Source organism: Halobacterium wangiae (genome assembly GCF_021249345.1).
GTDB lineage: Archaea > Halobacteriota > Halobacteria > Halobacteriales > Halobacteriaceae > Halobacterium > Halobacterium wangiae.
Genome location: NZ_CP089588.1, coordinates 2714484 through 2727545, shown reverse-complemented (window position 1 = coordinate 2727545; position 13062 = coordinate 2714484). Strand labels below are relative to the sequence as shown.

At 68.8% G+C, this 13062-nt stretch carries 15 protein-coding genes and 1 tRNA gene; 13 read left to right on the top strand and 3 right to left on the bottom strand.

What is annotated here, in order from left to right:
* Nucleotides 1–181: 181 nt before the first annotated feature.
* Complete coding sequence (locus tag LT965_RS14450; RefSeq protein WP_232701559.1) at nucleotides 182–994, bottom strand: HD domain-containing protein; 813 nt, start codon at nucleotides 992–994, stop codon at nucleotides 182–184.
* A 190-nt stretch (nucleotides 995–1184) separates the two neighbouring features.
* On the opposite strand from LT965_RS14450, the gene tatA reads away from it, so the two are divergent.
* The 4 genes from tatA (at nucleotide 1185) to LT965_RS14430 (ending at nucleotide 3173) form a co-directional block, all read left to right on the top strand.
* Nucleotides 1185–1466 carry a twin-arginine translocase TatA/TatE family subunit gene (tatA, locus tag LT965_RS14445; protein ID WP_232701558.1) on the top strand — a complete coding sequence of 94 codons (282 nt, stop codon included), beginning with the start codon at nucleotides 1185–1187 and terminating at the stop codon, nucleotides 1464–1466.
* Nucleotides 1467–1505: 39 nt separating this feature from the next.
* Nucleotides 1506–1579 (top strand) — tRNA-Arg (locus tag LT965_RS14440).
* 287 nt (nucleotides 1580–1866) lie between these two features.
* A complete protein-coding gene (locus LT965_RS14435) occupies nucleotides 1867–2967 on the top strand; it encodes an alpha/beta hydrolase (RefSeq protein ID WP_232701557.1) in 1101 nt (366 codons plus the stop codon).
* Nucleotides 2874–3173 (top strand): hypothetical protein, encoded by a 300-nt coding sequence (locus tag LT965_RS14430; protein ID WP_232701556.1) that lies wholly within the window; start codon nucleotides 2874–2876, stop codon nucleotides 3171–3173. Before LT965_RS14435 ends, LT965_RS14430 begins: the two co-directional genes overlap by 94 nt.
* Nucleotides 3174–3233: 60 nt before the next feature.
* Here LT965_RS14430 and LT965_RS14425 read toward each other — a convergent pair whose 3' ends face one another.
* The gene (locus LT965_RS14425) at nucleotides 3234–3635 is read right to left on the bottom strand and encodes a CBS domain-containing protein (RefSeq protein ID WP_232701555.1); all 402 of its coding nucleotides are present in this window, start codon (nucleotides 3633–3635) and stop codon (nucleotides 3234–3236) included.
* A gap of 154 nt (nucleotides 3636–3789) precedes the next feature.
* On the opposite strand from LT965_RS14425, the gene LT965_RS14420 reads away from it, so the two are divergent.
* From LT965_RS14420 to LT965_RS14410, 3 genes are read left to right on the top strand one after another with little or no spacing between them, the layout of a single operon-like run.
* Complete coding sequence (locus LT965_RS14420; protein WP_232701554.1) at nucleotides 3790–5007, top strand: trans-sulfuration enzyme family protein; 1218 nt, start codon at nucleotides 3790–3792, stop codon at nucleotides 5005–5007.
* 49 nt (nucleotides 5008–5056) lie between these two features.
* Nucleotides 5057–5389, top strand: a complete 333-nt coding sequence (locus LT965_RS14415) for a DUF7471 family protein (RefSeq protein WP_232701553.1) — start codon at nucleotides 5057–5059, stop codon at nucleotides 5387–5389.
* Nucleotides 5386–5895, top strand: a complete 510-nt coding sequence (locus LT965_RS14410; RefSeq protein ID WP_232701552.1) for a winged helix-turn-helix transcriptional regulator — start codon at nucleotides 5386–5388, stop codon at nucleotides 5893–5895. The genes LT965_RS14415 and LT965_RS14410 overlap by 4 nt, the downstream gene beginning before the upstream one ends.
* Here the strand turns inward: LT965_RS14410 and LT965_RS14405 are convergent.
* The gene (locus LT965_RS14405) at nucleotides 5884–6993 is read right to left on the bottom strand and encodes a hypothetical protein (RefSeq protein WP_232701551.1); all 1110 of its coding nucleotides are present in this window, start codon (nucleotides 6991–6993) and stop codon (nucleotides 5884–5886) included. The genes LT965_RS14410 and LT965_RS14405 overlap by 12 nt on opposite strands.
* A gap of 102 nt (nucleotides 6994–7095) precedes the next feature.
* Here LT965_RS14405 and LT965_RS14400 point away from each other — a divergent pair, with 102 nt between their 5' ends.
* The 6 genes from LT965_RS14400 to LT965_RS14375 all read left to right on the top strand — a co-directional run bounded on the left by LT965_RS14400 (nucleotide 7096) and on the right by LT965_RS14375 (nucleotide 13047).
* Complete coding sequence (locus LT965_RS14400; RefSeq protein ID WP_232701550.1) at nucleotides 7096–8370, top strand: DUF7405 family protein; 1275 nt, start codon at nucleotides 7096–7098, stop codon at nucleotides 8368–8370.
* Nucleotides 8363–9421 (top strand): DUF7350 domain-containing protein, encoded by a 1059-nt coding sequence (locus LT965_RS14395; RefSeq protein ID WP_232701549.1) that lies wholly within the window; start codon nucleotides 8363–8365, stop codon nucleotides 9419–9421. The genes LT965_RS14400 and LT965_RS14395 overlap by 8 nt, the downstream gene beginning before the upstream one ends.
* A gap of 144 nt (nucleotides 9422–9565) precedes the next feature.
* A complete protein-coding gene (locus LT965_RS14390) occupies nucleotides 9566–10342 on the top strand; it encodes a YihY/virulence factor BrkB family protein (RefSeq protein WP_232701548.1) in 777 nt (258 codons plus the stop codon).
* 48 nt (nucleotides 10343–10390) lie between these two features.
* Nucleotides 10391–10957, top strand: coding sequence for a hypoxanthine/guanine phosphoribosyltransferase (gene hpt, locus LT965_RS14385; RefSeq protein ID WP_232701547.1), 567 nt, complete (start codon nucleotides 10391–10393; stop codon nucleotides 10955–10957).
* Nucleotides 10958–11080: 123 nt separating this feature from the next.
* The gene (locus LT965_RS14380; RefSeq protein WP_232701546.1) at nucleotides 11081–11809 is read left to right on the top strand and encodes an ABC transporter ATP-binding protein; all 729 of its coding nucleotides are present in this window, start codon (nucleotides 11081–11083) and stop codon (nucleotides 11807–11809) included.
* Nucleotides 11806–13047, top strand: a complete 1242-nt coding sequence (locus LT965_RS14375) for an ABC transporter permease (protein WP_232701545.1) — start codon at nucleotides 11806–11808, stop codon at nucleotides 13045–13047. The genes LT965_RS14380 and LT965_RS14375 overlap by 4 nt, the downstream gene beginning before the upstream one ends.
* Nucleotides 13048–13062 lie beyond the last annotated feature (15 nt).

Genomic DNA, 13062 nt, shown 5'->3' with positions numbered 1-13062 from the left:
GCCGAGCGCGAACGCAGTGAGCGCTCGGGCCGACGACTGAGCGACGCGAGGCTCTACGCGCCTCGGAATGCGCGAACGGCGTAGCCGTGAGCGCGAAGCGAAGCGAAGCAGGAGTGCTTTTCCACCAAGTTTTTGCGAGGGAGCGCACCGGTGGCGCGCTCCCGCTGGAAAAAGTGGCTGCCTAGAGCTCGATTCGCTCGACGAGCTGGTTGTCCTCGCCGCCGGTGTTGAGCGCGACGATGCGGACGTCGTCCTCGATGCCAGAGCGGTGGAGTTTCTCCTTGAGGAGGTTGTCCACCTGGTAGACGCCGGCGGCGTTGCGCATCTCGATCTCCACGAGGACCGGGACGTCCGTCCCCTCGTCGAGCGTGACCCGCTCGATAGCCTGACTCGAGATGGTGTTGATGCCGCGACCGCCGCGCTCGTAGGGGAGGCGGGAACGACCGTGTTCCATGTCGAGGCCGTCGGCGACGCGGATGACACCGGCTTCGGTCGTGAGCGGGTCCTCCTCGGTGTGGTGACAGAGGATGGCGTGGAGGATTTCGGACTTCATCCGGACCGCGTCGGGGACGTCGTAGAACTCGGGGAGGACGCGGTCGAGGAGGTCGGCCGCGAGCGGGATCGAGTAGTAGGCGTGGCTGTCGCGGTGGACGACGTGGCCGATGTCGTGGATGGTCGCGGCGAGCGCGACGATGACCGCCTCGTCGGCCTCGTCGAGCCCCTGGTCGCTCGCGCCGTTGAACCGGACGTCGCCGCGCTTCAGGAGGTCGTAGAGGCGCAGCGCGCGGTTACGCACGATCTCGATGTGCTTGGTCCCGTGGTCGTTGTACCCCTTCCGCATGACGGGGTTGACGTTCTGTGCCTCCAGGTAGGCGGTAATTTCCTCGTCGTCTTCGACGAACTCCAGCACGCGGTTCACCCGCTCGTCGGGGAACGCGTGGTCCGCCGTCGGGTCGTACCTGTATCTGGAGTCGGACTGCGTGGCGTCGCTCATGTACGTTTATTCGTGTGCCGACGGAAAAAGTCGTAGGCATCTCGGTTCGCGCTCGGGTTGCTGACGGGGTTCTCGACCAGACGACGGCACGGCGCCCGAGACCGCCGTTCCCAGCACGCAGCGACCCGTTACCACGAACCTGAAAGGAGCATAAAGCCTATAATCGAGAGTAGGCTACCACCAAGTAGCGATGTTCACCAGTACACCACTGTTCGTCGGCGGACTCCCGGGGGGTATGGAGTGGGCAGTTCTCCTGCTCATCGCCGTCCTCCTGTTCGGCGCGAACAAGATCCCGAAACTCGCACGATCCAGCGGGCAGGCCATCGGCGAGTTCCAGAAGGGGCGCGAAGAGATCGAGACCGAACTCGAGGAGATGCGCGAGAGCGGCGACACGACGGACACCGACACCGAGTCGACCGTCGACGCGGACACCAGTACGGACACCAGCACGGACACCGACTCCGAGAAGTAACGTAACGGTTTTTCGACGGCCCACCCTCAGTGCGGCCGAGGGCGTGTGGCCAAGCGGACTACGGCGAGAGGTTCCTAACCTCTAGATCGCGGGTTCGAGTCCCGTCACGCCCGTATAGTGAGACGGTGAGCGCAGCGAACCGTCGAGCGAACCGGCACGACGGACTCGAAGCACGCGAGACTCGCTGCGCTCGTCTCGCCTCGGGTTCGAGTCCCGTCACGCCCGCTCACTCGCAGTGCTCGTTCGCGGGCGTGCCGACCGTCGCGAACGCGAAGCGTTCGCTCAGTCCCGTCACGCCCGTGTAGTGAGACGGTGAGATTGACGAATTCTGATAACGACGATTCACGTCCTGTGGGACCACCAACCTATTTCTGCCCGTTCGGAGAATCCTGACACGACTATGGCTTCCTCCACCGACGCTCTCGACGAGCGGGCGCGCGAGTTCGTCGCCAGATTCACCGACGAGGCGTTCGCGGACGCTGCGGAACTGCTCTCCGAGGACGGACAGAACGCGGTCGTCGAGTCGTTCCCCGAGGAGTTCCAGCGGGTCCCCATCGAGGACGCCGAGACGGCGTTCCGCCGGTACTGGTACGGGGTGTACGCGCAGTACGGCGCGTTCGGGGACGTCAAGGACGTGACGGTCGAGGACGGCGTCGTGACCGTGGACCTCCAGTTCGCGCTGGGTAGTCAGCCAGTGGAACTGTCGTTCGACGACGGCGCGATATCTGACGTGTCGTTCCCGACGGCGTACACACCACCCGAGTACGCCGACCGGTCGGCGTTCAGCGAGCGCGAGGTGACCGTCGACGCCGGCGACGTCGAGCTCGGCGGGACGCTGACGGTCCCGTCGGACGAGACGCCAGTTCCGGGGGTCCTGCTGGTCCACGGCGCGGGCATCCACGACCGCGACGGGACGGCCGGCGAGAGCAAGATTCTGAAGGACTTCGCGTGGGGGCTCGCATCGCGGGGCGTCGCCGTGCTCCGCTACGAGAAGCGCCTCCTCGACCACGAGGACGAGATTCCCCACGACGAGTTCGACCTCGACACCGTCGTCATCGACGACGCGGTTCACGCAGTCGACGAACTCGCGAGCGCGCCGGAGGTCGACGCCGACAGCGTGTTCGTCGCGGGGCACAGCCAGGGCGGGATGTGTGCGCCGAGCATCGCCGAGCGACACGGTGGCGTCGCGGGCATCGTGAGCCTCGACGGGCCGGCGGACACTGGTCTCGACGAGGTGGACTTCGACTACGTTCGGTACAGCATCGCGCCGGACGGCGAACTCACCGAAGCCCAGCAGGAGATGTACGCAGAGCAGAGGGCGGAGTTCGAGAGAGCCGCGAACGGTGACTACGACGAGGACGAACCGTGCTGGGCGACCCAGCGACGTTGCACGAGAGTTTCGTCTCGATGGACCCCGTCGGGACCGCCAGCGAGCTACCGGTCCCGCTGTTCGCCGCCACGACGGAGCGCGTCGACCAGGAGCTCCAGCCCGAACTCGTGAAACCCGCCCGGGAGAAGATCGAGGACTGGCGAGCCGCCGAGTCGACCGACGACGACCGCTTCGAGCACTACGAGGGCATCGGTCACTACTTCCAGGAGGGTAAGGCGCCTGCGACAACGATGGAGTACCTCTACTTCGGCGGCAACGTCGCGGACTACGTGGTCGCGGACGTCGCCGAGTGGGTCCACGAAGTCAGCGAGACGTGAAGGGTCCTGGATCCTGACGCGGCCTGGAAAGAACAGAGGGGCTGCTCGACTCGCAGCGGTTTAGGCGGGACTCGGCGTCTGAACCGTGGAGATGTACGAGGTGAGGTCCTTGGTGGTGATGATGCCGATGACGGTGTCGTCGTCGACGACGGGCATGTGGTGGAAGCCGTGTTCGACCATGGCGTCGGCGACGTCGCGGATGGAGTCCTGCACGCTCGTGGTGATGACGTCCGTGGTCATGTAGCGCTCGACGGTGGTCTCGGCCTTCGGCTTGCTCTTCGCGACGATGTCGACGAAGTCGGTGGTGGTGAGGATGCCCTCGAGGTGGTCGTCCTCGTCGACGACGATGAGCGAGCCGATGCCGTGTTCGAGCATCAGGTCCGCGGCGTCCGCGACGAGCGTGTCCTTCGACACCGTGTGGAGGTCGTCCGACATCAGCTGACCGACGAAAATATCGTCCATGTGCGAACGTGATACCGGACGGGTGATAAACGTTGTCCGATTCGGTCGATCGGCCGACCCACGACGGCGGAGATATTAGCCCGAATAATTCTCCGAAGGCGAAAAATTATCACATACCCGAAACATCTTAGGGGGAATCAGCCGACGCTCCTGTATGGACGACCGTCCCCGCATCGAGACTCGCGCAGTCGGCCACGGTGAGGACCCCGGAGCGACGCTCCGTGGCGACGTCGTCTCCCCGATCCACCTCGCGTCGACGTTCGCGCTCCCGGAGCTGGACACGGACCTCAGCCTCGAGGAGGTCGACCCCGCAGAGGGACAGTTCCTCTACTCGCGACTCAACAATCCGACACGTCACGCGCTGGAACAGCGCCTCGCCTCCCTGGAGGGCGGCGACCACGGCTTCGCGTTCGCCTCGGGCACGTCGGCCATCGCTACTGCCGTACTCGCGTCCGTCGAACCCGGCGACCACGTCGTCGCGTTCGACGACCTCTACGCCGGCACCCGGCGACTCCTCGAAACGATGGTCCGGGACAGACTCGGCGTCGACGTCTCGTTCGTCGACGCCACCGACCCCGACAACGTCGCCGACGCGGTCCGGCCCGAGACGACGCTCCTCTGGGTGGAGACACCAACGAATCCGTTGCTGCGGCTCTGTGACATCGAGGCCGTCGCCGACATCGCCCACGACGCCGGCGCGCGCCTCGGCGTCGACAACACGTTCCTTAGTCCCTACTTCCAGACGCCCCTCGACCTCGGCGCAGACGTCGTCGCTCACTCCACGACGAAGTACCTCAACGGCCACAGCGACTCCGTCGGCGGCGCGCTCGTCACCGACGACGAGTCGTTCGCCGACGACGTGGCGTTCCTCCAGCAGGTCGGCCTCGGTAACGTCCTCTCGCCGTTCGACTCGTACCTCGTGTTGCGCGGCACGAAGACCCTCGCGCCCCGGATGCGCGACCACGAGGCGAACGCGCTCGCCATAGCGGAGTACCTCGAATCCCACGACGCCGTCGACGCGGTCCACTACCCGGGCCTGGAGAGCCACCCGCAACACGACCTCGCCCGCGAGCAGACCGCGGGCTACGGCGGCATCCTCTCGTTCGAACTCGACGGCGGCCTCGCGGACGCGAAACGGTTCCTCGAGGCGCTCGAGGAGTTCGCGCTCGCGGTGAGCGTCGGCGGCGTCGAGTCGCTCGCCGAACTGCCGGCGGCGATGACCCACGAACCGATCCCGAAGGCCGAACGCGAGGCCCAGGGGATCACCGACTCGCTCGTGCGGGTGTCCGTCGGCATCGAACACGTCGACGACCTCGTCGCGGACCTCGACCGCGGCTTCGCGGCGATGCGCGGCCAGTCGGTCAGTCAGTGACTCGCCCCGAACCCGAGTGCTTAGCACACTCGGGTCACAAGAGACGGTCGTGATTCCCGTCGCGCACGCCCAGACGGCAGACCTGAGCCTCCCGCTCGTTGCGGCGCTCACGGTCGCCGGCCTCGCCGCCGCCGTGCTCACGGGCGCGGCGCTCGCCGTCTTCCTGCGCCGACGGTCCCGCTCGTACCTGCTCGTGGCGCTCGCGCTCGGCGCCCTCCTCGCCCGGACCGGGGTCGCCGCGGCGAGCATCGGGGGCGCGATCGCCCTCGAGCGCCACCACCTCGTCGAGCACTCGCTGGACGTGGTGATGGCCGCGCTCGTCGTCGCGGCGGTCTACTACGCGCGGTCGGCGGAGGTCTCCGCGGGAGGCGGGTCGCGGTGACGGCCGTCCGCGAGCGCATCCACGACCACGTCGTCGCGAACCCGGGCGTCCACTTCAACGCGGTCGTCCGGGAACTGGACGTCGCCCCAGGCCAGGTCCAGCACCACGTCCGCAGCCTCCGCGAGGACGGCGCACTCGCGGCCGACGGGTTCTACGGCCGGACCCACTACTTCCCGCCCGAGACGGACGAGTGGGACCGCGGTGCGCTCGCGCTCGCCCGACGCGAGACCGCGCGCGACGTCCTCCTCTGTCTTCTGGACGCCGGCCCATCGTCGCCGAGCGACGTCGCCGAACGTGTCGGCGTGGCCCGGAGCACGCTCGAACACCACGTCTCGAACCTCGTGGAGTGTGGCGTCGTGGAGAAGCGTCGCGACGCCCGCAACCGCGTGACGCTCGCGCTGACTCGGCCCGAGGAGACCGTCCGTGTGCTCGACGCGGTCGAGCCGTCGGTCCCGGAGCGCTTCTTCGACCGCTTCGAGCGTCTCGTCGACGGGCTACTGGAGTGACTGCGCGCGGCCGCCGCCGACAGCGCGAACGACGCTCCCGAGTAACAGCACCACGCTCGCCGCGAAGAAGACGCCGCCGACCGGCGAGGAGGGGTCGAGGAACGCCCAGTACGCGGGCGTCGCCGCCGCGCCGAAGACGACCGAGAGGACGCCGTAGAACGCCGGAGCGCAGCAGCAACACGCGGTCGCGCCGGTGGTCGCGGCCATCCCGAGCGCCGAGGTGCCGGAGCTGTCCGCCGTGCCGGCGCGCCACTGCTGGACCATCACGCCGACGTTGAGCGACACGAGGCTGCCGAGCAGGGCGAGCAGGAGCACGGTACCGACGGAGAAGTAGCCCGCCATCGGGACCGACGGGAAGACGAACTCGACGGCGGGCCACGCGACCAGCGGGTCCGAGACGGGGAGGAAGACCACGAGCGATTCCGTGGGGGCACCGACACCCGAGTCGGGATTCAGCGTGAGCGTGCCCGCCGAGAACAGGAAGAACACGGAGAACAACGGGCCGGCGAGAAGTCCAGCGCCCAGCGGGCGGCGGTCGTGGCGGAGGCTCTGGACGACGGCCCGTGCGTCCCGCCACAGCACATAGCCGACGGCGAGCACGACGCCGACGACGAGCACGTGGCCGAGCGGGTTGTAGACGCCGCCGTTGGGCATCGCCACGGGGTAGACCACCCACGCCGCGAGCAGGAGGCCCAGACCGGCGTACCGCGGTCGCTGTGGCCACCGGAGGCGGCCGACGACGAGACTGCCGACGGCCATCGCGACGCCGACGACGAGGCTCAGCGTCGGGTAGACGTCGGTGAGCGTCGGCGGCGTCTCGGCGACGACCTGGAGTTCGACGAGGCCGACGAGACCGAACGCGCCTACGACGGCCGCCGAGAGCGCGACAATCGCGCTCGTCGCCCCGCCGACCACGCGGCGGCGGTAGGCGGCGACGGCACCCGCCGTGACGGCGCCACCGAGCAACACCAGTACGAACAGCAACCAGTGGGGCGTTCCGGCGTGGGTGGTGCCGGAGTGGGCGGCCGCGCTGCCGACGGCCGCGCTGGCCGCGAGGCCGCTCCCTGTGGCGCGCGCGGCGCGCCGAATCGTCTGCATGGTCTGTCGTAGCAAGCGGGCACCTTAACGGATTCTGGTTCGCCCGTCGAATTCGACGCCCGCACCAGAACCCCTTTTCAGTCACGTCCGTAACGGTCGGGCATGCACTCCGACGAGCGCGGTATCCCGCGCCGCGCGTTCCTCAAGTCGGCGGTCGCCATCGGTGGTGCGAGCGCACTGGCGGCCTGTGTGGAGCGCGAGAACGAGGTGTCTGTCCCCGGAGGCACGGACGACCCCGCGTCGCTCCCCGCCCGCCAGCACGCCTGGAACGACTACGCTGCCCGCGACGACGCCGGCAACGTCCTGCCGCCCCGCCACCACGTCCTCCTCCTCCTGAACTACGACGGGTCCGAACCGACCGAGGCCGACCGCCAGCGCGTCGAGGACGCGCTCCGCTCGCTGGAGCGCGCATACGAGTGGTCGAACGAGGGGTTGCTGTTCACGCTGGGCTACTCGCCCGCGTACTTCGAGTCGCTGGGCGGGTCGCCGGCGGGTGTCGACCTGCCGGAGCCCCGGGCGCTCTCGGACCTCGAGGACCCCGAGTTCGACACCCCGGACGCCATCCTCCACCTCGCGAGCGACCACGCACAGGTCGTCCTCGAAGCCGAGGAGGGGATGCGCGGGAACCGCGAAGCACTCAACGACGACCCGGTCGACGCCGCGCTGACCGGCGCGTTCTCGGTGGCGGAGCGCCGCACCGGGTTCGTCGGCGAGGGACTCCCCGCCGAGCACCAGGACACGGGCGGCGTCCCGGACTCGGAGCCGGTCGCGGAGGACGCCCCGCTGTACATGGGGTTCAAGTCCGACTTCGAGAAGAGCCAGGCGACCGAGGACCGCGTCACCATCCAGTCGGGGCCGTTCGCGGGCGGCACCACGCAGCACGTCTCTCACATCGACCTGAACCTCCAGCAGTGGTACGAACAGGACGGCCGCGAGGAGCGCGTCGCGAAGATGTTCTGTCCGGCGCACGCCGACTCGGGCGCCGTCGAGGGGACCGGCGAGAACCTCGGCGACAGCCCACAGCTCGAGGACTGCGCCGACCCCCTGGAGGACGCCCAGCAGCGCGGCGTCGTCGGCCACGGTCAGAAACTCCAGGCGGTACGTAAGGACGGCCGCCCCCTTATCCTCCGCCGGGACTTCGACTCGACGGACTTCGGCCGCGCGGGCACGCACTTCCTCGCCCTCCAGCGAGAGATCTCGGAGTTCGTGAAGACGAGAGACGCCATGAACGCGACAGACCTCACAGCACAGTCGGCAGTCGGACGGCGCACGAACAACGGCATCAGGCAGTACCTCTCGGTCACCCACCGCGGGAACTACCTACTACCGCCGCGCGAGACGCGCGCGCTCCCCACCCCGGAGGGTGACGATGCGTAGACGCGACGTGCTCGCAGCGGCGGGCGCGACGGGACTCGCGGCGACGGCCGGTTGCCTTGGCTTCCTCGAGACGGAGCGCGCGAGTCGCGAGCCGCCGGTCCCCGAGAACCGGCCGGACGCGCCCTACCTCCCCTCGCACACGGAGGGGATGGAGATGGCGGGGATGATCGCGAACGGCCGCTACCGCTGCGCGCTGTCGTACACGTTCCCCCACCGGTTCTGGCTGGTGAACGGCGAGAGCACCGAACGCGTGGACGTCGAGGACGGCGACGACGTCCACCTGATGGCGTCCGTGTGGGACGCCGAGGCGGGCGTGGCGCTCCCCACGACGAGCCCCGAGATAACCCTCACCGGCCCGGACGGCGAGACCAGTTCACTGGCCCCCTGGCAGATGCTCTCCCAGCAGATGGGGGTCCACTACGGCGACAACGTCGGCCTCGGCCCGGAAGGTGAGTACGAGGCGACGGTGCGGGTCGCGCCAGGCGGCACTCGCCGGACGGAGGACGTCGAGACCCCCGACGGCCCGATACAGTTAGCCTTCTCGTTCACGTTCGAACGCGACGCGCTGAACGAACTCCCCTACGAGGACATCCCGGCAAACCGCGAGGGGAGCGAGGGCGCCGTCGACCCGATGGAGATGGAGGCCGTGGAGGCCGGGCGAGTACCCGCCGCGGACTCGTTCCCGGTGGCACTCCGGGGGACCGGCGCGACGGAGGGCGCGGAACTCGCCGTCGGCAGCGCCGACCGGCGCGGCCAGTTCGCGACGAGCGACGACGAGTCCTACCTCGTCGCGTCGCTGCGCACGCAGTACAACCGGTTCCCGCTCCCCGCGGCGACGCTCGTCGCCGAGGTCGCTCGTGATGGCGAGACGCGCTACGAGGGCACACTGGCGGCGACCCTCGACCCGGAACTCGGCTTCCACTACGGCGCGGCCGTCCCGTCGCTCGCCGAGGACGACGAGGTGACGGTTGGGATGCAGGCGCCGCCGCAGGTGTCCCGCCACGAGGGGTACGAGACGGCGTTCTTCGGCTTCGAGTCGGTGACGCTCTGAGCGGCTGGCTTCCGCCGAGGAGCGTTCGATGCGCGACCCGTCGGCTGGTCGACAACGGGCAACCAGGAGACCCCATCTGGGCAGTAGAGCGACTCTACCTTGCACTGCCGCCGGATTCAACCGAGTGGACGTCGTAGCGAATATATGTCGACTATCGGGTCGGTCGTCGCACTCGCACGCGACCGCAACCTCACGTTCATGGCGGCGGGGATCGCCTACTACGCGTTCGTGTCGGTGATCCCGCTGCTGTTGCTCGCGGTCGTGTTGGCGTCGGTCGTCGGGGGAGAGTCGCTGGCCAACCAGGTCTCGGACATGCTCAGCCAGCAACTGTCCTCGTCCGGGCAGGACGTCGTGACGGAGGCGCTCACGACCACGGCCGGTCGCGGGGCGGCGTCCGTCGTCGGGCTGGTCACGCTGACGTGGAGCGCCCTGAAACTGTTCCGGGGCCTCGACCAGGCGTTCGACGAACTGTACGCCGACGACGTCCAGTCGTCGATACTCGACCAGGTCAAGGACGCGCTGGTCGTCGTGGTCGGTATCGCGCTCGCCGTCGCTCTCGTCGTCGCCGTCGGCGTCGTGCTCTCGGTCCTCTCGCTGGAACTCCCGTACGTCAACGTACTCGGGTCGCTCCTGCTGGTTGTCGTGCTGGCTGTCGCCCTCCTGCCGATCTACTACGTACTCCCGCCGGTCGAGGTGTCGGTGGGGGAGGTGGTCCCTGGCGCGTTCGTCGCCGCGGTCGGGTGGGTGATCCTCCAAATCGGGTTCCGGATCTACGCGTCGAACGCCGGTCGCTACGCGGCGTACGGCGTCATCGGCGCGGTCCTCCTGTTCGTCACCTGGCTCTACTTCGCCAGCATCGTGGTGCTGCTCGGTGCGGTGGTGAACGCGGTCCGAGGGGGCGTCCGGACGGAGACGCGGTAGCTGGGTCCCGAGCCACTACTGTTTAGTCGCAGTCCTCGAACGTGGAGTATGGAGCGACTCCGCGACTCCTTCGAGGACGCGCCGGTCATCGAGAAGGACGGCGGCTACGAGTACGTCGTCCTCCCCATCAGCAACGGCGTGCCGATGCTGGAACCGGCGCTGCTCCGCGAGGTCGTGGTCGGCGTGACCCGGGTCGCCGAACTGGGGGACATGGACAAGATCGTCACCCCCGAAGCGATGGGGATCCACATCTCGACGGCGGTCAGCCTCCAGACCGACATCCCGTTGACGGTCGTGCGAAAGCGCGAGTACGGCCTCCCCGGCGAGGTGTCTCTCCACCAGGAGACCGGCTACTCCGAGGGCGAGATGTACCTCAACGACGTCGAGGCGGGCGACCGCGTGCTCGTCCTCGACGACCTGCTGTCGACCGGCGGCACGCTGCGTGCGCTCACCGACGCGCTCGACGACGTCGGTGCGGAGGTCGCGGACGTGGTCGTCGTCATCCGGAAGGTCGGCTCGGAGAGCGCGATGGCCGACTCGCCCCACGACGTGTCCGCACTCGTCGACATCGAGGTCGAGGACGGGGCGGTCGAGGTCGTCGCGGAGTACCGGTAGCCGTCGGCGCCGCACCCGGTCGGCAGCCCGACTCTCGAACCCCCCTCCCAGCACGGTTACGTCGCTGGCGCACGTTCGTTCGTACATGACCGGCACCCACCCGCTCGTCCAGCGGGGGCGACGATGAGCGACGCCTCACGCGCCGTGGAACTCGACGGAGTCTGGAAGACCTACCACCTCGGCGAGCAGGCGGTCCACGCGCTCGGCGGCGTCTCGCTGTCGCTGCCGCGGGGGTCGTACACGACCGTGATGGGGCCGAGCGGCTCCGGGAAGAGCACGCTGATGAACCTGGTCGGCTGCCTCGACACGCCGACGGAGGGACGCGTCGACGTGGACGGACAGGACGTCACCGCGCTCTCCGAACGCGAGCGGACCCGACTCCGCGGCCGGGAGATCGGCTTCGTCTTCCAGACGTTCAACCTGATGCCGCGGCTCACGGCGGCCGAGAACGTCGCGCTCCCGATGGTGTTCCAGGGTGTCCCCGGGTCCGAGCGCGACCAGCGCGCCCGCGAACTGCTCGAGCGCGTCGGCCTCGGGGACCGCGCGGACCACCGGCCGAACGAGCTCTCCGGTGGGCAGCGCCAGCGTGTCGCCATCGCTCGCGCGCTCGCCAACGACCCCGCGCTGTTGCTCGCCGACGAGCCGACGGGGAACCTCGACACGGAGACCGGCCGGAAGATCATGGAGCTGTTCGCGGCCCTCCACGCGGAGGGGAACACGGTGCTGCTGGTGACCCACGAACGCCACATCGCCGAGCACGCCGACCGCATCGTCCACCTGCTCGACGGCGAGGTCGAACGCGAGGAGCGGGTGGCCGAGCCCCGCCGTCCGCACGCTGGTGGTGGCCCGTGAACCCCGTCGAGAGCCTGCGGATGAGCCTGCGTGCCATCCGCGGCCACCGGCTCCGGTCGCTGCTGACGACGCTGGGCGTGGCGATCGGCGTGGCCGCCGTCATCACGTTCGTCACGCTCGGTGCGAGCCTGCAGGCGGACGTCCTCGACCAGGTGACCGGTCGACAGACGCCGTCGATGACGGTCACGAGCGGGCCAGCCGAGGCCTCTCCGGGCCCCTCCGGCCCGCAACAGGCCGTGTTCACGAACCACGACGTCGCCGAGATCCGGAATCTAACGGGGGTGACCGACGTGATTCCCACCGGGACGGTGCCGGTGTCTGGACTCGTCGTCGACAACCAGACGATCGGGTACAACCAGCTCACGGCGAGCACGCCCACGTTCTTCGACTACCGAACCGACGCCGGGTTCGTCGCGGGCGAGGCGTTCGAGCCCGGCGCTCGCGAGGTCGTCGTCAACAGCCCCGCGCTCGCACTGTTCGAGGGTAACGTCTCCATCGGGGAGCGCGTCGTCGTGCTCCGACCCGACGGGACCCGCGTGAACGCCACGCTCGTCGGCGTCCTCGACACCGAGGGCGGCCCGTTCGGGGACACGTCGTTCCCGGAGGTGTACGTGCCCATCGACCCATTCTACGAGAACCGCCTGGAGAGCCCGAGCCAGGGCGTCGAACAGCGGGCCTACCCCACGATGACGGTCGTCGCTACCGAGTTCTCCGCCGTCGAGGACGTCGAGGGGCGCGTGCTGACGTACCTCGAGTCCAACTCCGACGCGAGGGAACTGAAACCGGACAGCTACGCGTTCTCCGTGCAGACGCCCCAGGACCTCGTCGACCAGATCCAGGAGCTCCTGAACACGTTCACGGCGTTCGTCACGGGCATCGCGGTCATCTCGCTCGTCGTCGGCTCCATCGGCATCGCGAACATCATGCTCGTCAGCGTCACCGAGCGGACCCGCGAGATCGGGATCATGAAGGCCATCGGCGCGCAGAACCGCGACATCCTCCAGCTGTTCCTCGTGGAGGCGGTGGTACTGGGGGTCGTGGGCGCCGTCGCCGGCACCGTCCTCGGCATCGTCGGTGGCTACGTGGCGACTCGGTACGTCGACCTCCCGTTGACGTTCCCCGTCGAGTGGGCTGGCATCGCCGTCGCCGTCGGCCTCCTCGTCGGCGCCGTCGCGGGGCTGTACCCGGCGTGGGACGCCGCCCGGACCGACCCCATCGACGCGCTCCGCTACGAGTAACTGTCGTGCCTTCAA